The 20801-nt window shown below is 72.1% G+C and carries 22 protein-coding genes; 9 read left to right on the top strand and 13 right to left on the bottom strand.

Going from position 1 to position 20801, the window contains the following annotated elements; all coding sequences use genetic code 11:
• Positions 1–49: 49 nt before the first annotated feature.
• From WDZ95_RS16785 to modA, 4 genes are read right to left on the bottom strand one after another with little or no spacing between them, the layout of a single operon-like run.
• Positions 50–892, bottom strand: a complete 843-nt coding sequence (locus WDZ95_RS16785) for a TOBE domain-containing protein (protein WP_425780080.1) — start codon at positions 890–892, stop codon at positions 50–52.
• Positions 893–925: 33 nt separating this feature from the next.
• Positions 926–1627: an ATP-binding cassette domain-containing protein gene (locus tag WDZ95_RS16780; protein WP_425780078.1), complete on the bottom strand. Its 702-nt coding sequence runs from the start codon at positions 1625–1627 to the stop codon at positions 926–928.
• Between the two features lie 3 nt (positions 1628–1630).
• On the bottom strand, positions 1631–2305 hold the full coding sequence (gene modB, locus WDZ95_RS16775; RefSeq protein WP_166226596.1) for a molybdate ABC transporter permease subunit: 675 nt from the start codon (positions 2303–2305) through the stop codon (positions 1631–1633).
• 12 nt (positions 2306–2317) lie between these two features.
• Positions 2318–3073, bottom strand: coding sequence for a molybdate ABC transporter substrate-binding protein (gene modA / locus WDZ95_RS16770; protein ID WP_425780076.1), 756 nt, complete (start codon positions 3071–3073; stop codon positions 2318–2320).
• A 223-nt stretch (positions 3074–3296) separates the two neighbouring features.
• Here modA and WDZ95_RS16765 point away from each other — a divergent pair, with 223 nt between their 5' ends.
• The 5 genes from WDZ95_RS16765 to WDZ95_RS16745 are packed head-to-tail and all read left to right on the top strand — an operon-like array spanning position 3297 to position 7540.
• Positions 3297–4133 (top strand): ABC transporter substrate-binding protein, encoded by an 837-nt coding sequence (locus WDZ95_RS16765; protein WP_425780074.1) that lies wholly within the window; start codon positions 3297–3299, stop codon positions 4131–4133.
• Between the two features lie 12 nt (positions 4134–4145).
• Complete coding sequence (locus WDZ95_RS16760; RefSeq protein ID WP_205710734.1) at positions 4146–4832, top strand: ABC transporter permease; 687 nt, start codon at positions 4146–4148, stop codon at positions 4830–4832.
• Between the two features lie 12 nt (positions 4833–4844).
• Positions 4845–5558, top strand: coding sequence for an ABC transporter permease (locus WDZ95_RS16755; protein ID WP_425780071.1), 714 nt, complete (start codon positions 4845–4847; stop codon positions 5556–5558).
• 28 nt (positions 5559–5586) lie between these two features.
• Complete coding sequence (locus tag WDZ95_RS16750) at positions 5587–6723, top strand: M14 family metallopeptidase (protein ID WP_425780069.1); 1137 nt, start codon at positions 5587–5589, stop codon at positions 6721–6723.
• Positions 6724–6745: 22 nt separating this feature from the next.
• The gene (locus WDZ95_RS16745; RefSeq protein ID WP_425780067.1) at positions 6746–7540 is read left to right on the top strand and encodes an ABC transporter ATP-binding protein; all 795 of its coding nucleotides are present in this window, start codon (positions 6746–6748) and stop codon (positions 7538–7540) included.
• 13 nt (positions 7541–7553) lie between these two features.
• Here WDZ95_RS16745 and WDZ95_RS16740 read toward each other — a convergent pair whose 3' ends face one another.
• Complete coding sequence (locus WDZ95_RS16740; RefSeq protein WP_425780325.1) at positions 7554–10049, bottom strand: penicillin acylase family protein; 2496 nt, start codon at positions 10047–10049, stop codon at positions 7554–7556.
• 83 nt (positions 10050–10132) lie between these two features.
• Entirely contained in the window at positions 10133–11077 is a 945-nt protein-coding gene (locus WDZ95_RS16735) for an adenylate/guanylate cyclase domain-containing protein (RefSeq protein ID WP_166226585.1), read from the bottom strand.
• Between the two features lie 299 nt (positions 11078–11376).
• Between WDZ95_RS16735 and WDZ95_RS16730 the strand changes: the two genes are divergently transcribed.
• Positions 11377–11715, top strand: a complete 339-nt coding sequence (locus tag WDZ95_RS16730) for a hypothetical protein (RefSeq protein ID WP_166226583.1) — start codon at positions 11377–11379, stop codon at positions 11713–11715.
• Positions 11716–11735: 20 nt separating this feature from the next.
• On the opposite strand, the gene WDZ95_RS16725 is transcribed toward WDZ95_RS16730, so the two are convergent.
• Together WDZ95_RS16725 and tadA are read right to left on the bottom strand one after the other, a co-directional pair.
• On the bottom strand, positions 11736–12695 hold the full coding sequence (locus WDZ95_RS16725) for an LD-carboxypeptidase (RefSeq protein WP_425780065.1): 960 nt from the start codon (positions 12693–12695) through the stop codon (positions 11736–11738).
• A 2-nt stretch (positions 12696–12697) separates the two neighbouring features.
• A complete protein-coding gene (gene tadA / locus WDZ95_RS16720) occupies positions 12698–14074 on the bottom strand; it encodes a tRNA adenosine(34) deaminase TadA (protein WP_425780063.1) in 1377 nt (458 codons plus the stop codon).
• Positions 14075–14175: 101 nt separating this feature from the next.
• Here tadA and opgC point away from each other — a divergent pair, with 101 nt between their 5' ends.
• Entirely contained in the window at positions 14176–15303 is a 1128-nt protein-coding gene (opgC, locus tag WDZ95_RS16715) for an OpgC domain-containing protein (protein WP_425780061.1), read from the top strand.
• Between the two features lie 12 nt (positions 15304–15315).
• Here opgC and WDZ95_RS16710 read toward each other — a convergent pair whose 3' ends face one another.
• Together WDZ95_RS16710 and WDZ95_RS16705 are read right to left on the bottom strand one after the other, a co-directional pair.
• Positions 15316–16053 (bottom strand): SGNH/GDSL hydrolase family protein, encoded by a 738-nt coding sequence (locus WDZ95_RS16710; protein ID WP_425780059.1) that lies wholly within the window; start codon positions 16051–16053, stop codon positions 15316–15318.
• Positions 16054–16061: 8 nt separating this feature from the next.
• On the bottom strand, positions 16062–16685 hold the full coding sequence (locus WDZ95_RS16705; protein WP_425780057.1) for an FMN-binding negative transcriptional regulator: 624 nt from the start codon (positions 16683–16685) through the stop codon (positions 16062–16064).
• Between the two features lie 116 nt (positions 16686–16801).
• Here WDZ95_RS16705 and WDZ95_RS16700 point away from each other — a divergent pair, with 116 nt between their 5' ends.
• The gene (locus tag WDZ95_RS16700; protein ID WP_425780055.1) at positions 16802–17398 is read left to right on the top strand and encodes a hypothetical protein; all 597 of its coding nucleotides are present in this window, start codon (positions 16802–16804) and stop codon (positions 17396–17398) included.
• 78 nt (positions 17399–17476) lie between these two features.
• On the top strand, positions 17477–18421 hold the full coding sequence (locus tag WDZ95_RS16695) for a RibD family protein (RefSeq protein WP_166226570.1): 945 nt from the start codon (positions 17477–17479) through the stop codon (positions 18419–18421).
• A 24-nt stretch (positions 18422–18445) separates the two neighbouring features.
• On the opposite strand, the gene WDZ95_RS16690 is transcribed toward WDZ95_RS16695, so the two are convergent.
• From WDZ95_RS16690 to WDZ95_RS16680, 3 genes are read right to left on the bottom strand one after another with little or no spacing between them, the layout of a single operon-like run.
• Positions 18446–19309 (bottom strand): hypothetical protein, encoded by an 864-nt coding sequence (locus WDZ95_RS16690; RefSeq protein WP_425780053.1) that lies wholly within the window; start codon positions 19307–19309, stop codon positions 18446–18448.
• The gene (locus tag WDZ95_RS16685; RefSeq protein WP_425780051.1) at positions 19306–20373 is read right to left on the bottom strand and encodes a glycosyltransferase family 4 protein; all 1068 of its coding nucleotides are present in this window, start codon (positions 20371–20373) and stop codon (positions 19306–19308) included. The genes WDZ95_RS16690 and WDZ95_RS16685 overlap by 4 nt, the downstream gene beginning before the upstream one ends.
• Complete coding sequence (locus tag WDZ95_RS16680) at positions 20370–20795, bottom strand: 6-pyruvoyl trahydropterin synthase family protein (RefSeq protein ID WP_425780049.1); 426 nt, start codon at positions 20793–20795, stop codon at positions 20370–20372. The genes WDZ95_RS16685 and WDZ95_RS16680 overlap by 4 nt, the downstream gene beginning before the upstream one ends.
• Between the last annotated feature and the right edge of the window lie 6 nt (positions 20796–20801).

Raw genomic sequence — 20801 nt, 5'->3', positions numbered from 1 at the left:
ATATTATGTAAATATAAACATGGGCCACAGCAAACGGGCCCGACCGCCCTCAGCTCACCACCGCCAGCACCACGTCCGACGCCTTCACCAGCGCCGTGACGGCCGCGCCCGGCTTGAGGCCCAGCTCCGCCACGGCCGTCTGCGGCACCACGGCCACCACCTCGAGTGCCTCGTCCACGCCACCCGCATCCGGCGTGCGCACGATCACCTCGGCGTTCACCGCGCCCGGCGTCACCCGCACCACGGTGCCGGCCAGGCGGTTGCCGGCCGACACGCGCGCCTCGCCCAGGCCCACCGCCAGCAACACGGCCGACGACTTCACGAGCGCGATCACCGGCAGCTGCGGCTTCAGGCCCAGCGCCTCGGTGCTGTCGCGCGTGACCATGGCCGACAGCCGCTGGCCACCCGGCAGGCGCAGCTCCACCTCGTCGTTGACCGCTCCGCTGTGCACGGCCGTGACCTCGCCCAGCCACTGGTTGCGCGCACTGGTTTTCATGTTCAACACCTTCAACATCGAGAACGGCTGCTCCAGGTCCATCGCGTCCTGCTCGAGCAGCTGCAGGAATCGCTGGTGCACAGCTTGCACCTGGGCGTAGCGCTCCACCAGACGCTGGCCATAGGCCGTGAGCAGCGTGGAGCCGCCGCCGCGCCCGCCCGTCACGCGCTCGACCACGGGCGTGCGTGAGCGCTGGTTCATGGTGTCGATGGCGTCCCAGGCGGCCTTGTAGCTCATGCCGAAGGCCTTGGCCGCCTGCGTGATGGAGCCGTGCTCGGCCACCGCGCGCAGCAGCGCGATGCGGCCCTGCCCCGCCACGTTCGCCCCGTCCATGGACAGCCACAGCGCGCCGTGCACCTGCAGCCGCTGCTTGCCCCGGTTTTTTTTCGTCGCCATCGCCGCCCCTGCGCTGATCGGAATCCGAGCGTATCAGCGTGCCGGTGCCACCACGCGGCCCGCGTCGAGGCACACCACGTCTTCGGCCAGCGCGCGCACGTCATCGTCGTCGTGCGTGATCACGAGCATGGGCAGTTGCAGCGTGGTCTGCAGCGCCTTGAGCTCGTCGCGCAGGCGCTCGCGCAGCCCTTTGTCGAGCGCCGCGAAGGGCTCGTCGAGCAGCAGCGCGGCAGGCTGCGACACCAGTGCGCGCGCGAGCGCCGTGCGCTGACGCTGACCACCCGAGATCTGGTGCGGGTAATGGCCGGCCACGCCGCCCAGCCCGAAGCGGTCGATCCAGTGGTCCACCGCCTCGCTCTGTACGCCGCGCGGCGGGTTGCGCGGGCCGCGGCTCAGCGCGAAGGCCAGGTTCTGGCGCACCGTGAGGTGCGGGAACAGCGCGTAGTCCTGGAACATGTAGGCCAGCCGGCGCTGCTGCGGGCTCAGGTTCAGGCCCTGCGCGCTGTCGAACAGCACACGCCCGGCCACCACCACGCGGCCCGCGTCGGGCGCCGCGATGCCCGCGACCATGCGCAGCGTCTGCGTCTTGCCCGCGCCCGACGGGCCGAACAGCACCACGCGCCGGGCGTGCGAGCGAAACGCGAGGTCGATCGGGAACACCGAATCGCCCTGCCGCAACCGCTTGCGCAGCGCAATGTCCCAGACCGGTTGAGGCACGGCGTTGACGGGTGCCATGGCTCAGCCCCGGCTCGCCACACGGCCCGGCGCGAGCCGCCCCGCCGCCAACAGCACCGCCATGCAGGTGAGGGACGTGACGGCCACGAGGAAGTTGGCGGTGTGGTCCTGGCCGGCCTGCACCGCCTCGTAGACCGCGATCGACAGCGTCTGCGTCTTGCCCACGATGCTGCCCGCCACCATGAGCGTGGCGCCGAACTCGCCGAGCGCGCGCGCGAACGCCAGCAGCAGGCCCGCCAGAATGCCGCGCCACGCCAGTGGCAGCGTGACCCGGAAGAACAACGCCCCCTCGCCCACCCCGAGCGTGCGCGCGGCGTCTTCGAGTTGCGGGTCCACGGTTTCAAAGGCCGCGCGCGCGGCCTTGAACACCAGCGGGAACGACACGATGGTGGCCGCGATGATGGCCGCCTCTGCGGTGAAGATGAGGCGGATGCCGAAGTGCTGCAGCAGCCACGCGCCCAGCACGCCTTGCGTGCCGATCACCACCAGCAGGTAATAACCCAGCACCGTGGGCGGCATCACCATGGGCAGGGTGAGCGCGGCGTCGAGCACGTCGCGCCCCGGGAAGCGGCCGCGCGCGAGCGCGAAGCCCACGGCCGTGCCCAGCACCAGGTTGATGGCCGTGGCCCAGCCCGCCACCTGCAGGGTGAGGGCGAGCGGCGTCCAGGCCTCGGTCACGGTCGCGCGGCCTCAGGGCTTGCCGAAGCCATGGCGCGCCAGCACGGCCTGCGCCGCGGGCGTGAGCAGGAAGGCCACGAAGCGCTCGCCCAGAGCCGCGTTCGGGCCGGCCACGACCGGCGCCACCGGGTACACGATGGGCCGGGCCGTGGGCACCGCGAAGGCCACGCGCACCTTGTCGGGCATGAGCGCCGCGTCGGTGGCGTAGACGAAGCCCGCGTCGACCTCGGCACGCTGCACGTAATCGAGCGCCTGGCGCACGTTGGTGGCGCCCACCATGCGGGCTTCGATCGCCCCCCACTGCCCTGCCGCTTCGAGCACGCCCTTGGTGTAACGGCCCACGGGCACGCTGGCGGGCAGGCCGATGGCGATGCGCGCGTAGCCGGGCTGGGCCAGATCGGCCAGCGACGCCGGCGTGCGCGGGCTGTTGGCGGGCACGATCACCACGAGGCGGTTGGACACGAAGTCGCGCCGCTGCGACGCCTGCACGAGCCCCAGCGCCTGGGCCTGGTCCATGGTGTCCTGGTCGGCGCTGGCGAACACGTCGACCGGCGCGCCCTTGGCGATCTGCTGCAGCAGCACGCCCGAGGCCGCGAAGTTGTATTGCACCCGGGTGCCGGGGTGCGCGGCCTCGAACAGCGGCGCGATGTCTCGCAAGGCATTCCCCAGGCTGGCGGCGGCCGACACCGTGAGATCGGCGGCCTGCACCCCCAGGGCCAAGCCGGCGCCGAACAACAAGGACAGACCGCGGATCAAGGGCTTGCGCATGGGGTGGTGGCGTTGGAAGCGGCGGAGGAAAAGCGTTGTATCCGAGTATATATAACGCCTCGTGGCATTTTTCTTGCGATCGACGTCGGTGCTGGTGCCAATTCGGCCGGCGCGCGGTCGGTAGAAACACCAGCCAGCGGCCCCGGGCCCCCCGTATTCACAGACCTACAATCGCCCCACTTTCCATCACCGTGGCCTAAAGCCTCACCACCGGAACCTCGTCATGAAACAGCTCCTGATCACCACGACCCTGATCGCTGCCGCCACCCTCGTGGCCTGCGGCAAGAAGGAAGAAGCCGCACCGGCGCCCGCGCCCGCCCCGGCCGCCGCCGCCCCTGCCCCGGCCGCCGAACTGCCCGAGCTCAAGGTCGCCATCGATCCCACCTACGAGCCGTTCACCTTCAAGACCCCCGACGGCAAGCCCACCGGTTTCGACGTGGACATCGCCGAAGCCATCTGCAACGAGATCAAGCGCAAGTGCACCTACGTCGAACAGGTGTGGGACAGCATGATCCCCGGCCTGCAAGCCAAGAAGTACGACGTGATCGTCAGCTCCATGACCATCACCGACGAGCGCCTGCAGGTGGTCGACTTCAGCGACAAGTACTACTTCACCCCGAGCCGCATCGTGGTGAAGAAAGAAACCCCGTACACCGACAACGCCTCGCTCAAGGGCAAGAAGATCGGCGTGCTCAAGGGCAGCACGCAGGAGAAGTACGCGCTGGGTGAGCTCAAGACCGTGGGCGCGAACATCGTGCCCTATGAGGCCCAGGACCAGGTCTACCTCGACATCAAGTCGGGCCGCCTCGACGGCACCGTGGCCGACCAGGTCGAGGTCAACGGCGGCTTCCTGAGCAAGCCCGAAGGCGCTGGCTACGGCTTCGTGGGCCCGGTGCTCGACGATCCCAAGTACTTCGGCACCGGCGTGGGCGTGGCCATGCGCAAGGGCGAAACCGAGCTCAAGACCGCGGTCAACAACGCCATCAAGACCATCCGCTCCAACGGCGTCTACGACACCGTCGCCAAGAAGTACTTCGACTTCGACGTGTACGGCAAGTAAGCCGAGCGGATCTTGTCCGGCTACTACCTGCTGATCCTGCAGGGCGCCCTCCTCACGGTGGGCGTCTCGCTGGCCTCCCTCGCGGTGGCCATCGTGCTGGGCCTGGCGGGCGCGGCGGCCAAGCTCTCGGGCCGCCCGCCCTTCGTGGTGCTGGCCACGGTCTACACCACCGTGGTGCGCGGCGTGCCCGAACTGGTGCTCATGCTGCTGATCTTCTACGGCGGCACCATCGGCCTGAACCACCTGCTCGCGGCCTTCGGCAGCCAGCGCTCGGTCGACATCAATCCCTTCCTCGCCGGGGTGCTCACCATCGGCTTCATCTACGGCGCCTACATGACGGAGACCTTCCGCGGCGCCATCCTCGCCATTCCGCGCGGGCAGATGGAAGCCGCCTGGGCCTTCGGCATGGGGCCGCTGCGCACCTTCCTGCGCATCACGCTGCCGCAGATGGTGCGCTACGCCATTCCCGGCTTCACCAACAACTGGCTGGTGCTGATCAAGACCACGGCGCTCGTGAGCCTGATCGGCCTGCACGAAATGACCTACCTGGCCAAGCAGGCCAGCTCGGCCACGCGCGAGCCCTTCACCTTCTTCTTGTTCGCCGCCGCGCTGTTCCTGGTCTACACCTCGGTGTCGCTGTGGGCACTGCGCTGGGTCGACCGCCGCTTCAGCCTCGGCGTCAAGCGCGGCACCGTCTGAGGCCCCACACGCATGCGCTGGGACGTCATCTTCCAGGCCAAGCACCTCGCGCTGTACGCGCAGGGCGCGGCCACCACGCTGAGCCTGCTGCTGGCCTCGCTGCTCATCGGCGCGGTGCTGGCGCTGGTGTTCGCGATCGCGCTCACGCAGGGGCCGCGGCCGCTGCGCTGGCTGGTCGGGGCCTACACCTATGTGATCCGCGGCACGCCGCTGCTGATCCAGGTCTACCTCATCTACTACGGGCTCGCGCAGCTCGAATGGATCCAGGCGCGCTGGGACGCGGTCTGGCCCTGGGTCTACTTCAAGGACGCGTTCTTCTGCATCCTGCTGGCGTTCAGCCTGAACACGGCGGGCTACACGGCCGAAATGCTCGCGGGCTCGATCCGCGAAACCGCGGCCGGCGAGATCGAGGCCGCGCAGGCCATGGGCATGGGCCGATGGCTCGCGCTGCGCCGCATCGTGCTGCCCAGCGCCATCCGCCGCACCCTGCCCGCCTACAGCAACGAGGTGGTCATGATGCTGCACAGCACCAGCCTCGCGAGCGCGGTGCCCGCCATGCTCGACATCACCGCCGCCGCGAGCCGCATCTACTCCGACTTCTACCTGCCCTTCGAGGCCTACGTGTTCGCGGCCGGCATCTACCTCACCATCACCTTCAGTCTGGTGGGGCTGTTCAAGCTGGGCGAACGCCGCCTGCTCGCGCACCTGGCGCCGCGCACGCACTGACGCCGGCCGGCACCGAGGACATCGCCCCATGCGCCGCACCGAACACGCCTTGCTGAGCCCGAGCCTGGGCGTGCAGAAGACCCTGGTGTCGTTCCACGCCGGCGACCCCGCAGCGCGGCCCAAGGTCTACCTGCAGGCCAGCCTTCACGCCGAAGAACTGCCCGGCATGCTGGTGGCGCACCACCTGCGCACCGCGCTCGAGCAGGCCGAGCGCGAGGGACGCATGCGCGGCCAGGTGGTGCTGGTGCCCGCGGCCAACCCCATCGGCCTGGCGCAGCGGCTCGACCACAAGGCCATGGGCCGTTTCGAGTTCGACACCGCGCAGAACTTCAACCGCCACTACCCCGACCTCGCGGCCGCGGTGTTCGACACCGTGCGCGAGCGCCTCGGCCCCGACGGCGCGGCCAACGTGGCCCTGGTGCGCCAGGCCGTGACCGACTGGCTCGCCGCCTGGTCGCCCAAGACCGAACTCGAGAGCCTGCGCCGCCAGCTGTTGCAGCTCGCGCACGACGCCGACGTGGTGCTCGACATGCACTGCGACTGGGAAGCCGTGATGCACCTGTACGCCGAAGGCGCGTGCTGGCCGCCGCTGGAGCCGCTGGCCTGGCTGCTCGGCTGCCGGGCCGTGCTGATCGCGCGCGACTCGGGCGGCGGGCCGTTCGACGAATGCCTGTCCGGCCTGTGGTGGCAGCTCGCCGAGCGGCTGCAGGCCGCGGGCATTCAGCACCCCCTGCCCCAGGGCTGCGCGAGCACCACGCTCGAATTCCGCGGCGAGGTCGACGTGGCGCACGAACACGCCGAGCGCGACGCGGCCGCGCTGATGGCCTACCTTGTGCACCTGGGCGTGATCGCGGGTGAAGCGCCCGCCATCCCGGCGCCGAGCTGCCAGCCCACCCCGCTCGCGGGCTCCGAGACCCTCACCAGCCCCGTGCCCGGCGTGGTGGTGTACCGCGCGCGCCCCGGCGACGTGCTCGCCGCGGGCGATCTCGTGGCCGAGGTGATCGACCCGACCGCGCCCGGCGCCTCGCGCGTGCACCGCGTCACCGCGGGCGTGGCCGGTGTGCTCTACGCCACCGTGGCCGAACGCTACTGCGTGGCCGGGGGCGAGCTGGGCAAGATCGCCGGCGCCATCCCCTTTCGCACCGGCGCCCTGCTCGGCGCCTGACACCGCCTTATTCCCAGAGTCCATGACCGCTGCCCCCACCCCGTCTTCCAGCGCACCGCTGCTTTCGGTGCACGACATCCACAAGCGCTTCGGCCAGAACGAGGTGCTCAAGGGCGTGTCGCTCGAAGCGCGCGCGGGCGACGTCATCAGCCTGATCGGCAGCTCGGGCTCGGGCAAGAGCACGCTGCTGCGTTGCATCAACCTGCTCGAAAAGCCCAACGCGGGCCGCATCGTGCTCGGGGGCGAAGAGCTGCGGCTCAAGGCCGACAAGCACGGCGAGCTGCAGGCCGTCGACGCGGCCCAGCTGCAGCGCCTGCGCACGCGCCTGGCCATGGTGTTCCAGCACTTCAACCTCTGGGCCCACATGACGGTGCTGCAGAACATCATCGAAGCGCCGGTGCACGTGCTGGGTGTGCCGCGCGAGCAGGCGGTGGAGACCGCGCGCAAGTACCTCGAACGCGTGGGCCTGCGTGGCGTTGAAGACCGCTACCCCGCGCACATGAGCGGCGGCCAGCAGCAGCGCGTGGCGATCGCGCGCGCGCTCGCGGTGGAGCCGGCCGTGATGCTGTTCGACGAGCCCACCTCGGCGCTCGACCCCGAGCTCGTGGGCGAGGTGCTGCGCGTGATGAAGCTGCTCGCCGAAGAAGGCCGCACCATGGTGGTGGTCACGCACGAGATGGGCTTTGCGCGCGAGGTGTCCTCGCACCTGATCTTCCTGCACAAGGGCTGCATCGAGGAACAGGGCGTGCCGGCCGAGGTGCTCGCGCGCCCGAAGAGCGAGCGGCTCTCGCAATTCCTCAAGGGCAACCTGAAGTAGGCCCGAGGCCCGCTCAGGGCCGCAGTTCGAGCGTGTGCTTCCAGGCCGGGGGGTTCAGGCTCAGCGGCCGGTGTTCGTTGGCGGCCCAGGTGGCGCTCATGTCGCGGTAGCGGCTGGAGAACAGGTTGCCGCTCTGGCCGGTCTGGTAGATGAACACCGAGCGGTCCAGGTCTTCGAGGTCGTAGAGCGCGCGCAGGCTCGCGGCGTGGCGGTTCGCGTAGGGTGCGTCGGCCTTGTCCAGGTGGTACTGGCCCACGTTCACGGTGAACGGGTCGCCGCCCGTGGGCACGCGCACCTCGAACAGCTTGGCCAGCGGCTTCACCTCCGACATCGGCCGGTGCACCGAGATCGCGGGGTGGGCGTCGCCCCAGCGCCAGCGGGCCACGTCGGCGCCATGCACGGCCTGCAGGCGGTCGAGCGCGCGCGTGAGCGCGGCGCCGCTGGCCTGGGCACAGCCCGCCGGGCCGCACCAGGCCTTGTTGTCCGATTCCAGAATGCCTTCGACCGCGTTGCGGAACAGGCGCTTGCCGTACAGGGTCTTGAAGCGCTGCTCGCCCAGGCGGCCGCCCACCACACCGCGCGTGAACTCGTCGACCCAGGCGCTGTAGATCAGCGGGGCCGCGGCGTCCGCGCGCATCACGCCATCGAAGCCCTGCAGCGCCTGCTGCGCGGCCGCGGCCAGCGGGTGGGCGCTTTGCGCCTTCTGCAGGAACGGCAGCAGGCGCAGCGTGGACGCGGCATACAGATCGCCCTGGATGCGCTGCAGGCTCGCGAGGTCGTGCTGGGGCGTCTGTTCGAGCAACTGCGCGATGCGCTCCATGCGGTAAGGCGCGGCCCAGTCCTGCGTGAGGAAGTGCGGGTAGTCGGGCCCGTGCACGCGCTGGTTGGCGGTGGCGACCCAGCCACGCGCGCCGCCGTCGTCCTGCGGCGTGTCGGCATACGGCAGCCAGCCGGTCCAGTCGTAGCGCGCTTCCCAGCCCGGCGATGGCGCCACGCCGCGGATGTCGTTGTCGGGCGCTCGCACCGGCACACGGCCCGCGGCCTTGTAGGCGATGCGGCCCGCGCGGTCGGCCATCACCACGCTCTGCATGGGCGCCTGGAAGTCGGCGAAGGCCGCGAGCAGTTCGTCCACCGACTGCGCCCGGTTGGCTTCGAGCGTGGCCAGCACGTTGCCGTCGTCGGCCTCGAGCGCGGTCCAGCGCAGCGACAGCACGAAGCGGCTGGTGTCGATCACCTCGCGGTGCAGCGCCTGCGCGTCACTGAGCACCGGGCCATGGCGCGTGTGGCGCACCATGTGCGTCACGTCGGGCTGGCCCTTGACCTGGATCACCTCGGGCCGCACCGTGAACGGCGCCCACGCGGGCTGGCCGTCGGCCGAGGGCACGCGGTACTGGCCCGGGTTGTCGGGGTTGATCTGCTCGAGGTAGAGGTCCTGCACGTCGGGGCCGGTGTTGGTGAAGCCCCAGGCCGCGTTGGCCGTGCGCCCCAGCACCACGAAGGGCGTGCCGGGCAGCGTGGCGCCGATCACGTCCAGGCCCTTCTGATCGGGTGTGTCGGGCGCCTGCAGCCGCGCGAAGTACCAGATGGCGGGCGCGCTCAGGCCCAGGTGCGGGTCGTTGGCGAGCAGCGGCTTGCCGCTGCGCGTGCGCGAGCCGGCCAGCACCCAGTTGTTCGAGCCCTTGCCCTCCGAATGGCCGAAGGTGTCGGTCCAGGCGCGCAGGTCCTGGGCGATGCGGCTGCGCAGGTCGTGCGCGGGCGGCTCGGACACGGCCGACTGCTTCTGCCCCGCGCCGTTGCGGTACACGCCGAGTTCGCGGTAGAGCTTGCCCAGGTCGGCCGACGCGGCGCGCGGCTCGCCCGGGTACGGCGGGAACAGCTCCCACAGCGCATCGGTGTCGAGCACCTGCAGCGCGGACAGGCGCGCGAACTCGTTGCCCCAGTTGCCGCCCAGGTCGAGCGCCAGCATGATCGACCAGCCCACGCTGTCGGCCGCGTCCCACCAGCCGCCGGCCGCGGCCGCCTCGCGCGGGTTCACACCCAGCAGCAGGAACTCGGGCGTGCGCGCTTCTTCGGTGTGGGCGAAATAGGCGTTGATGCCCGCGCTGTAGGCCTCCACCGCGGCCTTGGCCTCGGGCGGCAGCAGACCGAGCTGGCGCACCGCGGCCTGGCGGATGCCCAGGGTGCGCATGAGCTTGTCCGTTTCCAGCGTGGCCGGGCCCAGGAACGACGACAGCGTGCCGCGCATGACCGCGCGGTTGAACGCGAGCTGCCAGCCGCGCTCCTGCGCGTGCACGTAGCCCAGCGCCATCCAGGCATCGGTGCTGCGGCTGGCCAGCACGTGGGTCACGTCGCTCGCATCGCGGCGCACCTGCACGGGCGCGCTGAGGCCGCTCAGTTGCAGCTGGCCGTCCAGCACCGGCAGGGTCTGGCGCGCGTACCACAGACCACAGGCGGCGGCCACCACCAGCAACAGGCCCAGGGCGGCAAATACTCGGCGGATCCAGCGCATCACGGTGTTCTCACGGGCTCGGAAGGAGCCGGCGAGCATATCGCCAGACACCCCCATGGGGTACCGAGCGCTGTCGCGTCCGATCAGGCCGTGGCGGGGTTGCGGCCGAGCACCATGCGGCCGTTGACGAGCTTGAAGCTCACGGTGGGCGCGCTGAAATCCGAGAACGGCGCGCCGAGCGCGATCTCGCCGTCGCCGGTGAGCAGCACCTCCTGGCGGCGCAGGGCCACGAGCGTGTCGCTGCCGGTGAAGCGCACCCAGGTGCCATAGCTGCTCAGGTCTTCGAGCACGTAGTTGCCCGCGCGCAGTTCGATCTGCGCGTGCATGCGCGACACGCGCGGGTCGTTCACCACGAAGCCCGCCTCGGGCACGCGGCCGATGCGCACCGGCAGGTCGTCGGCGCCGAACGTGCGGGTGGCGTCGAGCCAGGCGAGTTCGATGCCGACGAAATCGGAGTCTTCGCGCGGCGAAACCGCGTGCAGCGCGGCCGGCATGGTCAGGAACTCCGACTGCATGTCGAGCTGCCATTCGATGCGGAAGACCTCGCAGGGGTCGACCTTGCCCTTGATGCGGATCGGCCCCAGGCTGCGACTGCGCACGCCCGAGCGCGCTTCGAGCTGCTGCACCACCGTGTCGGTGGCAAAAATCTGTTCGGGCCCGGCCAGGTCGCTCAGGCGCGAGGCCAGGTTCACCGCGTCACCGAAGCAGTCGCCGTCGACCCACACCACCGGGCCGCGCGCCAGGCCCACCTGCATCAGCAGCTTGAGGTGCGGCGGCCACTGCTGCACGCGCTTGGCGTGCTCCTGCTGGATCTGGGTCATGGCCTCGACGCACGCGCGGTTGTCGGCAAAGGCCATCAGCACACCGTCGCCCAGCATCTTGACCACCGTGCCGCCGTGCGCCTGGCCACGCGAGCCGATCCACTGGGTGAGCTTGGTCACGGCCTTGGTGGCGCGGTCGTTCCCCAGCGTTTCGAAAACCGAAGTGCTGCCGGTGAGGTCGACGAAGGCAATCGTGAGATCTGACATGGGACAGGCGGGGTCGCGGCGATTAAAGCATGCACATGTTCACGCCTTGGTTCATCGGCCGCCGAGACGGTTTTCTTCAACGACACACGGATCAAAGTGCAACTTGAACGGATCGCCGGTGCTGCGCCCGGGGTATGCAAAGGTATTAATAAGCTGAGGCATCACCTCAACCCCTTGCAACAAGTGGCTGATTTTGCTGTTGTTTTTTTGTGCTACAGATCTTGTGTCATTGCGCCGATATACATCAAACCGTATCCTGCGTTTCCCTTTGCATACCCCTTTTGTCCACGAGCAAGCCCATGCGCTGGTTCAAACCCAGTCTTCGCAACAGCATCTCGGCCCTCATCGGGCCGCAGCCGCATGCGGACGAAGAAGACGCCCTCGAGCCGGTGCGCCGCGCCATGCTCGATGTGCTGGGTGAAGAAGGGGCGCGCATGAACCCGGCGCTCAAGCGCCGCCTGAAGTTCATGCACGACGCGCACAGCCTCTGGTACGCGCGCGGCGAACTGGTGGCCGTGCTGAGCCAGATCCATGGCGAAGCGCTCGCGGTGCACCGCGTGCAAGGCCTGTCGCCGCACTTCCAGGGCCTGATCCCCAAGGCCCTGATCGACGCCTCCGCGCGCGGCCGCCGGCACTGAAGCCGCGGCACCGCACGGCCTCAGTGGCCGTGATCGTGCGCGTCGTGCCCGTGCCCCAGGTGGCCCCAGTAGATCAGCGCATTGCGCCCTTCCACCGCGAAATCCACCGTGCGGCCCACGGGCAGCAGCACCTTGGTGGGCACATGGCCGAACGGCAGGCCGGTGTAGACCGGGGTCTTGGTCTGTGAGCGGAACCAGTCGATCACGGTCTTGAGCGAGTAGCCGCGGTCGTGGCCCGGCACCAGCTTGAAGCGGTTGAAGCCGCCCAGCAGCACGGCCTTCTGGGCATCGACGATGCCGCTGCGCAGCAGCTGCGTGAGCTGGCGCTCGATGCGGTACGGGTGTTCGTTCACGTCTTCGAGGAACAGCACACCGCCCTTCACCGCGGGCAGGTAGGGCGTGCCCACGAGCGCGCACAACACGTTGAGGTTGCCGCCCCACAGCGTGGCCTGGCGCACGTGGCGCTCGGGTTTGGCGGCATGGGCCTTGGCGTCGGCCGCGGGCAGCGTCCAGCCCGAGCCCTCGCCCGCGCCGGCCAGCAGGTCGTCGAAGCAGGCCTGCATGATCTCGTCGGGCTCGCCCTCGGGGCCGAAGTCTTCACCCAGGGCCGGGCCGGCCCAGGTGGTGGCGCCGGTTTTGGCAAGCACCGCGAGCTGCAGCGCGGTGAAGTCGCTCAAGCCCACGAACTGCGTGCCCTTCTCGATCGCCCGGGCGATCGCCTTGTAGGGCAGCGCGGGCAGGATGCGCGTGAGCCCGTAGCCGCCGCGCGCGATCAGCGCCACGTCGGCGCCGCTGGCCGCGGCGCGGCCGATCGCGGCCACGCGGGTGGCGTCGTCGCCGGCGAAGCGGGTGTGGCTCGCGAGCGCGGCCTCGTCGATCTCGATCTCGTGGCCCTGGGCCTGCAGCCGCTTCACGCCGCGGCGGAACGCGGCCTTGTCGCGCACCGCGCTGGAAGGGGAATAGATGTAGATGTGGCTCATGGTCAGCGGGAAAAATGCGTCACGGCGGCGCGTGCGATGGCCTCGCCGTGCTCCTGCACGAAGTGGCCGGCCTGCGGCAGCAACAGGGGTTCGGGGCAGCCGCGGATGTCGGCGCGCAGGGCGCGCATCACGGGCTCGCCGAGCACCGGGTCCTGCAGGCCGATCGCCATCAGGCTCTCGCCCTGCCAGCGTTCGCGCCAGAAGTCGCGGGCCTCGCGCGAGACCGCCGCACCCTCGCTGTCCGGGTGCTCGGGCACCAGCGGCGGAAACGCGCGCAGCGCGGCGCGATGGCCGCGGTCGGGAAACGGCGCGTCGTAGGCCCGGCACTCGGCCTCGCTCATGTGCGGGTTGCCGCGCGCGAACAGGCGGCCGACCGCGAAATCGGGCTTCTTCGCGCACATCTCGCGCCAGGCCAGGAAGCCGGGCGACAGCGGCGTCTCGCCGGTGGCCAGCGTGGTGTTCATCACCAGCAGGCCGCGGTAGCGCTCGGGCGCGGCCATGGGCAGCGTGAGACCCAGGATGCCGCCCCAGTCCTGCACCACCAGCACCACGCGGCGCAGATCGAGCCGCTCCACGAATTCCAGCAGCACCTGCCGGTGCCAGCCGAAGCGGTGCGCGCCTTCGCGCTTGGGCTTGTCGCTCTTGCCAAAGCCGATCAGGTCGGGCGCCACCACACGGTCGCCCGCGGCCAGAAACACCGGGATCATGTGGCGGTACAGGTAGCTCCACGCGGGGTTGCCGTGCAGGCACAGCCAGGTGCGCGGCGCATCGCGCGGGCCTTCGTCGAGGTGGTGCAGGCGCAGGCCCGCGAGCGCGGGCAGCTCGCTCAGGTAGTGCGGCGCCCAGGGGTAGCCGGGCAGGTCTTCGAAGGCGCGCTCGGGCGTGCGCAGCGCGTCTTCGCGCAGCGGGTGCGTTGGGGTCTGCATGCGTCGCTCCTGGAAAAAGTCGCGCAGCAGCGCGCCGCAGTCCGCGGCCAGCACGCCGCCTTCGATGCGGGTCTGGTGGTTCAGCCGCGGCTCGCCGAACAGGTCGAGCACCGAACCGGCCACGCCGGTCTTGGGGTCGGCCGCGCCGTACACCACGCGCGCCAGCCGCGCGTGCAGCATCGCGCCGCTGCACATGGCGCAGGGTTCGAGCGTGACGTAGAGCGTGCAGCCGTCGAGCCGGTAATTGCCCAGGCGCTCGGCGGCGGCGCGCAGCGCCTGCACCTCGGCGTGGGCCGTGGGGTCGTGGCGCGCGATCGGGGCGTTGCGGCCGCTGGCGATGACCACGCCGTCCTTGACCACCACCGCGCCCACCGGCACCTCGCCCGCCGCGGCGGCGGCGCGCGCTTCGGCAAGCGCGAGCTGCATGAACGCGGAATCGTCGGGCAAGGGCATGCGTCGAGTGTAGGGGAGCCCCGCGCAGCGCCCGCGCCGCCGCCGGTGCTCTGGCATGATCGCGGGTTGCCCGGGTAAACCCGGACGTTTCTTCCTTCCCCATGCAGCCCACCCCGAGCAGCGGCCGGCAATGGGAGCTCGACGCCTTGCGCGGGCTCATGCTGGTGCTGATGACGCTCACCCACATGCCCACCGGCTACTCGCCGGTGCTCAGCCAGCCCTTCGGCTTCGTGTCCGCGGCCGAAGGCTTCGTGCTGATCTCGGCCATCCTGGCCGGGCGGGTGTATGCGGCGCGCGCCGAACGCCACGGCTTCGCCGCGCTGCGCCGCGGCCTGTGGCAGCGCGCGGGCAAGCTCTACCTGTGCCACGCGGGCCTGCTGCTGCTGGCCTTCACGCTGATCGCCTGGCTGGGCGTGGTGCGGCACCAGGGCGGTGTCACGGGACTGCTCGAGTACTTCTTCATCGCGCCCGCCACCGCGGTGCCCGCGGCCTTTGCCTTGGCCTACAACCCGCCGCTGCTCGACGTGCTGCCGCTCTATATCGTGCTCATGCTGGTGTCGCCCTGGCTGATCGCGCACGGCCAGCGCCACGGCTGGCGCGGTCTGCTGTGCCTGAGCGTGCTCGTGTGGCTGGCCGAGCAGTGGGGCCTGAGCGCGGGCCTGCACGCGCTGGCCCGGGACCTGGGCTGGCCCGTGCCCTACCGCGACATGGGCGCCTTCCACACCTTCGGCTGGCAGCTGTTGTGGGTGGTGGGCCTGTGGCTGGGCGCGCGCCGCGCGCCCTGGCCCGTGCTGCGCTGGTGGGTCTGGCTGCCTGCGCTGGTGTTCGTGGCGACCACGCTGGTGTGGCGTCACACCGTGGGGCAAGACCCCATGCCCGGCGTGCCCGCCGTGGCCGCGCTGTTCGACAAATGGTCGCTCGGCCCGCTGCGCCTGCTCAACCTCGCGGCCATGGTGGCGCTGCTGCTGGCCAGCGCGCCGCTGTGGCGCGCCCTGCCCCGCCCGCTGCCGCTGGAGCTGCTGGGCCGGCAATCGCTGCCGGTGTTCTGCGCCCACATCGTGATCGCGCTGCTCACGCTCGCCTTCTTCGGCTCGGTCGAGGTGCTGCGCCCGCGCAGCACCGACCTGCTGCTGCTGGCCGCGGCCTTCGCGGGCCTGTTCGCGGTGGCGCTGGTGGCGCAGCGGCGCGACCAGGGCGGCGGCCTGCGCCTGGCCGACGCGCTGCGCTGAGTCAGCGCGGGCTCAGGGCTGCCTCAGGCGCGGCGCGATCAGCTCGCGCCACAGCGCATAGCCCGCGGCGTTCAGGTGCAGCCGGTCGGGGGCGTACAGCTCGGGCCGGGGCCGGCCCTGTTCGTCGAGCATGGGGCCGTGCACGTCGATGTAATCGAGCAGCGGCTGGCCCTCGGTGTAGGCGCGGATCAGGCGGTTGGCGCTCTGGATCGCGGGCAGCAGCGCCTGGCGCGCGGGGCTGGGCTTGATGGACACGAACGCGATGCGCGTGCCCGGCGCGATCTTGTGCACGTACTGCACGAAGCGCTCGTAGCGCAGCAGCACGTCCACCGGCGAAGCGCCCTCGTCGATGTCGTTTTCCCCCGCGTACAGCACCACCTGCCGCGGCTGGTAGGGCGTGACCAGCCGATCGGCGAACAACACGCAGTCGGCCAGCCGCGAACCGCCGAAGCCGCGCTTGAGCACCCCCGGGTGCGGCGCGAACGCGGTCTCCAGGCCGTCCCACAGCCGGATCGAGGAACTGCCCACGAACAGCACACCGCCCGCGGGCGGCCGCGCGCGGCGGTCCTGTTCGGCGAAGGCGTCCAGGCTGCTGCGCCAGCGCAGTTCGGCGCTCGCCAGATCGATGGCGCTCACCGCGAGCGACGGCGGCTGGGGCGGTCCCTGCAGGGGCGGCGGCGGCAGCGCGTCGGCGGCGAGGACCCCGCCGGCGCACAAGGCCAGCACCAGCGGCACGAGGCGGGTGTGCATGGCCGCCCTCACACGAGACCGAGGCGGCGCATCCAGCCCGCCAGTGCCTGCTCCTGCACGCCGCCCTGTTCGTACAGGCGCAGCATCTCGGCGTGCGACTCGCGCCGGTGCTGGTTGAGCTTGACCTTGCAGCGCAGTTCGAGCACGCGGAACTCGAGCGCGTGGATGCCTTTCATGAGCCCGGTCTGGAAATCCTCGGGCAGGCCGCGCCACTGCGCCGCATAGGCCGGGTCGTGGTCGTGGATCAGGTGCTTGAGCAAGCGGTCCTTGTCGTCGAAGGCCTCGACGAAGCGGGCCTCGACGCGCGCCTGCACCATCAGGTAGTTCCAGGTCGGCACGCGCGCCAGGTCGGGGTAGACGCGCGGCGTCATGTAGGCCTGCGGCCCCTGGAACACCAGCAGCGCCTGCGGCCGCGCGCGCAGGTGCGCGGCGTGCGGGTTGGGCCGGGCCACGTGGCCCAGCAGCACCATGCCCTCGCCCACCGGGCCGTCCGCGGGGACGTGGATGGGCAGTGGCGTGACGAAGGGAAAGCCCTCGTCGTCGGTGGAGACGAGCTGCGCGAACGGGTGCTGGCGCATCAGGTCGCGCGCCACCGCGGGATCGGGGTGGGCGAACTGGGGAGGCAGGTACACGAAAGACTCGGCGGGTACGGGTAGGGGGTAGTCGCAAGCGTAATGCATGCGCCGCGGTTCCCCCGGACCGGCCCCGGTGCGATGATGGCCGCCGGTCACTGCCACGGGGGCCGCCCATGCCTGTCCCGATCACCGACTGGTCCTTCATCCACCACCCGCTGTTCCAGAGCCTGGTGCTGCCCGCGCTGGCCTGTGCCTTGGCCCTGCTGGCCCTGCGTGCGCTGCGGCCGGCGTGGGCACCCTGGGGCGCGGCACTCGGGCTCGCCGCGGCGTTCCTGGTGTGGCCCGGGCCGGTGTGGCCGCCCACGGCGCACGCGCAGTGGCTGCCCTGGGTCGGGCTGCTGGCGCTGGGCGCCGGGCTGGCCCTGGCGCGCTGGCCCCGCGCCGCGGCGCCGCTGTCGCGCGGCCGCGCCACCGCTGTGCTGGTGACCACGGGCCTGCTCGCGCTGGCCCTGGCGGCGCTCGCGGGGCTGGGCGGATCGCTGCTGCTCGCGCAACTCGCGCTCATGCCCGCCGCGGCGCTCGCGGTGCTGCTCGCCGCCGTGTGGCTGCCGCCGAGGGCGGGCACGCGCCCCGGCCTGGCCGCGCTGCTGCCGCTCGCGGCCGTGCTGCTGGCCCTCGCGCTGCTGGTGGCCGGGCAGTGGCACGTGGCTGAGGCGGCCCGCGGCGCACCCAAGACGGACGACCCTTATTACACGCCCGGCTGGCGCTGAACACGGGTAGGTGAGCGGGCCACAGGGTGTAACACGCGCCGCTGGCCGGCCGCGGGGGGGCGGTGCCATGATGCCCGCATGCTGCTGTCCCCCGAGTCCGCGCGCCGCCTGCCCGACCCGACCGAGCCCGGACCGGGCGGGCTTGCCGACGTGCCACCCGACTGGCCCGCCGTGTGGGAGGCCCTGCTCGCGGTGCGCCACGGCCGGCCCACCACCGCCCTCGCCTTCCAGCCCGACACGGGCTGGCGCCTGGCGCAGCCGGTGGACGCGCGCTGCCAGGCGCTGTTCGACCTCTACCGCCCGCTGCTCGACGCGCGCAGCCGGGCGCACGAGACGCCCTGGGTGGTGGCCCAGATGGGCCAGAGCCTGGACGGCTTCGTGGCCACCGCCACGGGCGATTCCTACTACGTGAACGGCGCCCACAGCCTGGTGCACCTGCATCGCCTGCGCGCGCTGTGCGACGCGGTGCTGGTGGGCGCGGGCACGGTGGCGATCGACAACCCGCAGCTCACCACCCGCCGGGTGAGCGGGCCGCACCCGGTGCGCGTGCTGCTCGACCCCGAGGCACGGCTCGATGGCCAGGCGCGCGCCCTGCACGACGGCCAGGCGCCCACGCTGTGGGTCTGCGACGCGCGCCACGCCGAGTCCGCCCGCGCGCGCTGGCGCAGCGCCGCGGCGCCGGGCGCGGCCGCGACGGCCGAGGTGGTGCCCGTGCCCGGCCTGCTCGGCGACGGCGGCGCGTGCGAGCTGCCGCGCGCGCTGCAGGCCCTGGCCGCGCGCGGCCTGCGTGTGCTGTTTGTCGAAGGTGGCGGTGTCACGGTGTCGCGCTTTTTCGCGGCCGGGCTGCTGCAGCGGCTGCACCTGTCGGTGGCGCCGGTGCTGGTGGGCGAAGGCCGGCGCGGCCTGCGCGTGCCGCCGCACGCGGTGATGGCCGACTGCCCGCGCCCGCCCGCGCGCATGGTGGTGCTGGGCGACGACGTGCTCTGGGACCTCGACCTCGCGGCCGGCGCCGCGGGCGGCTGAGTCCATCGCGCCGCGCGGCGGGTCTCAGCGCGCGGGCCAGGCCAGCAGGTCCAGATGCCCCACCCGCAGGCGGCCGCGCGCCACCTGCGCGAGCCGGCGCTCGCGCCAGCCGCGCACCAGCGGCGCCTGCGCCGGGTCCTGCTCCTGCGCGGCGCGCGCCAGGCCCTCGATCAGCGCGCGCTGCAGCGCGCCGTCCGGATCGTGCGGCGCGGCCACGCGCCAGTCGCTGCGCGCCAGCCGCACGCGGTAGCCGCGCTCGCGCAGCAGCCGCGCCAGCATGGGCACGGCCTGCGCGCCCAGCGCCGGTCCCAGGCCCTTGTCGCGCCGCTGGTGGGCGGCGAACAGCGTGTCCACGGCGGCGTCGTGCGGATCGCGCGGCGACCAGACGTGACGGCCGTCCACGCTGAGTGCGAAGAACAGCGTGGCGCGCGCGCCGCTGGCATGTGCCACGAGCGCGCGCAACCACGCCTCGCCCACCAGATCGAGCAGCGCCGAGGCCGTGACCAGGTGCGCCGCGGCCCAGGGCAAGGCCGCAAAGCCGCGCGCAAGATCGGTCTGGCGGCGCAGCACCTCGGCGCTGAAGCCCGCGCCCTGCCAGCGCAGGCGCCCCGCGTCCGCAGGCGCGAAGCCGGGCTGATGGTCCCAGCGCGCGAGCAGCGATTCATCGTGATCGATCACCAGCCATTGCTGCGCGCCGCCCAGGCGCGGCGCGAGCCAGCGCAGGTTGGCGCCGGTCCCGCAGCCCAGGTCCATCACGCGCCAGGGCCCGCTGGCGGGCGCACGCGCGCGCAAGGCCTGCAGCAGCGGCGCCGACGCGGCGCGCGCCGCGGCATCGAAAGGCTCGCGCAGCGCGAGCCAGTCGGCGCTGAACGCGGCGCCGGCCTTCATGCCGCCACCGCGTCGATCAGCGCCGCGAAGCGCGCGGCCTGCTGCGGCCAGGCGGGCAGGCGCTGGGCCGCGGCACGCGCACCGGCCGCGAGCCGCGCGCGCAGCGCGGCGTCGCCGATCACGGCCGCGAGCGCCGCGCGCCACGCGGACGCGTCGCCCGCCGGCACCAGCAGGCCGGCCTCGGGCGGCACGGTCTGCGCGAGCGCGCCCGCGCGACTGGCCACCACGGGCAGGCCGTGCTGCAGGGCCTCGTTGATCACCATGCCGTAGCCCTCGTGGCGCGAGGCCAGCACGAACGCGTCGGCCGCGGCGTAGCGCGCCTGCAGCGCGGCCTCGGCCAGCTCGCCGTGCCACACCACGCGCGGCGCGAGCGGGCCCGACGCGGTCAGCGCGTGCAGGGCCCGGGCGTGCGCGGCGTCGCGCGTGGCGCTGCCCACGGCGTGCAACCGCCAGTCCAGGTGCAGCAGCCCGCCGAGTGCGCGCAGCAGCAGGCCGTGGTCCTTGCGCGGGGTCAGCGTGGCCACGCAGAGCAGCTCGACCGGCCCGTCGGGTGCGCGCGGCCGCGGCACGGGCACCGCAACCGGGTCCGCGCCCGGCTCGACCACCGCGATGCGCGCGGCCGGCACGCCCAGTGCGGCCACGTCGTGCGCGGTGTGCTGGCTGGGCACCACCACCTGGTGCGCGTGGCGCAAGGCTTCGCCTTCCTGCCGCCGCAGGGCTTCGGCGAGCGCGGGGGCCAGCCCGGTTTCGAGGTGCAGCGGGTGGTGCACCAGCGCGACCCAGCGCAGGCGCTGCGCGTGCGGCGCCACCTGCGCGGCCAGCGCGCCGAAGGCCAGGCCGTCGGCCACCACGCAGGCGCCATCGGGCAGCGCGGCCAGCGCAGCGGCCGCACGCGCCAGCGCCGCGGCGTCGGGGTGCGGCCAGTCGCCGTCCAGGCGCAGCACGTCCACCGCCCGGCCCTGCGCGCGCCAGGCCTGGAGCAGCCGGCGGTCGTACACGTAGCCGCCCGTGGGCGTGTGCAGATCGCCCGGCACCAGCAGCACCCAGGGCGCGCGCGCACTCATGCCGCCACGAGCGGGCCTTCGTAGGCTGCCCAGGCCACGTGCGATTCCTGCAAGGACACGCGCAGGGCCGTGAGCCCGCCGGTGGCGCTGCCCGGCACGGCGTGCGGGCCCAGATCGCCCGCAGCGATGCGCTGTGCGAGGCGGTCGAACACCACGCGCGCGAGGAACTCGGTGGTGGTGTTGCGGCCCGCGAACTCGGGCAGCTCGTCGAGGTTGCGGAAGTTCAGTCGGCCCAGTTCTTCGTGCAGCACCTGCGTGGCCAGGCCGATGTCGACCACGATGCCGTCGGGGTCGAGCGCGGGCCGGCGCAGTTCGAGGTCGACCACGTAGGTGGCGCCGTGCAGGGCCTGGGCGGGGCCGAAGACCGCGCCGCGGAAGCTGTGCGCGATCATGAAGTGGTCTCGGACGGTGACGCTGTACATGCGGAG

The organism is Hydrogenophaga sp. T2 (assembly GCF_049843535.1).
Taxonomy (GTDB): Bacteria; Pseudomonadota; Gammaproteobacteria; order Burkholderiales; family Burkholderiaceae_C; genus Hydrogenophaga; species Hydrogenophaga crocea.
The sequence above is the reverse complement of the archived record's forward strand: the minus strand, read 5'-3'. Positions and strand labels throughout refer to the sequence as shown.

Excerpts from the sequence above, each read along its gene's own strand:
- WDZ95_RS16785 (WP_425780080.1), bottom strand. The coding sequence starts at position 892 with ATGGCGACGAAAAAAAACCGGGGCAAGCAGCGGCTGCAGGTGCACGGC.
- WDZ95_RS16780 (WP_425780078.1), bottom strand. The coding sequence starts at position 1,627 with ATGGCACCCGTCAACGCCGTGCCTCAACCGGTCTGGGACATTGCGCTG.
- modA (WP_425780076.1), bottom strand. The coding sequence starts at position 3,073 with ATGCGCAAGCCCTTGATCCGCGGTCTGTCCTTGTTGTTCGGCGCCGGC.
- WDZ95_RS16765 (WP_425780074.1), top strand. The coding sequence starts at position 3,297 with ATGAAACAGCTCCTGATCACCACGACCCTGATCGCTGCCGCCACCCTC.
- WDZ95_RS16755 (WP_425780071.1), top strand. The coding sequence starts at position 4,845 with ATGCGCTGGGACGTCATCTTCCAGGCCAAGCACCTCGCGCTGTACGCG.
- WDZ95_RS16750 (WP_425780069.1), top strand. The coding sequence starts at position 5,587 with ATGCGCCGCACCGAACACGCCTTGCTGAGCCCGAGCCTGGGCGTGCAG.
- WDZ95_RS16745 (WP_425780067.1), top strand. The coding sequence starts at position 6,746 with ATGACCGCTGCCCCCACCCCGTCTTCCAGCGCACCGCTGCTTTCGGTG.
- WDZ95_RS16740 (WP_425780325.1), bottom strand. The coding sequence starts at position 10,049 with ATGCGCTGGATCCGCCGAGTATTTGCCGCCCTGGGCCTGTTGCTGGTG.
- WDZ95_RS16735 (WP_166226585.1), bottom strand. The coding sequence starts at position 11,077 with ATGTCAGATCTCACGATTGCCTTCGTCGACCTCACCGGCAGCACTTCG.
- WDZ95_RS16730 (WP_166226583.1), top strand. The coding sequence starts at position 11,377 with ATGCGCTGGTTCAAACCCAGTCTTCGCAACAGCATCTCGGCCCTCATC.
- WDZ95_RS16725 (WP_425780065.1), bottom strand. The coding sequence starts at position 12,695 with ATGAGCCACATCTACATCTATTCCCCTTCCAGCGCGGTGCGCGACAAG.
- tadA (WP_425780063.1), bottom strand. The coding sequence starts at position 14,074 with ATGCCCTTGCCCGACGATTCCGCGTTCATGCAGCTCGCGCTTGCCGAA.
- opgC (WP_425780061.1), top strand. The coding sequence starts at position 14,176 with ATGCAGCCCACCCCGAGCAGCGGCCGGCAATGGGAGCTCGACGCCTTG.
- WDZ95_RS16710 (WP_425780059.1), bottom strand. The coding sequence starts at position 16,053 with ATGCACACCCGCCTCGTGCCGCTGGTGCTGGCCTTGTGCGCCGGCGGG.
- WDZ95_RS16700 (WP_425780055.1), top strand. The coding sequence starts at position 16,802 with ATGCCTGTCCCGATCACCGACTGGTCCTTCATCCACCACCCGCTGTTC.
- WDZ95_RS16695 (WP_166226570.1), top strand. The coding sequence starts at position 17,477 with ATGCTGCTGTCCCCCGAGTCCGCGCGCCGCCTGCCCGACCCGACCGAG.
- WDZ95_RS16690 (WP_425780053.1), bottom strand. The coding sequence starts at position 19,309 with ATGAAGGCCGGCGCCGCGTTCAGCGCCGACTGGCTCGCGCTGCGCGAG.
- WDZ95_RS16685 (WP_425780051.1), bottom strand. The coding sequence starts at position 20,373 with ATGAGTGCGCGCGCGCCCTGGGTGCTGCTGGTGCCGGGCGATCTGCAC.
- WDZ95_RS16680 (WP_425780049.1), bottom strand. The coding sequence starts at position 20,795 with ATGTACAGCGTCACCGTCCGAGACCACTTCATGATCGCGCACAGCTTC.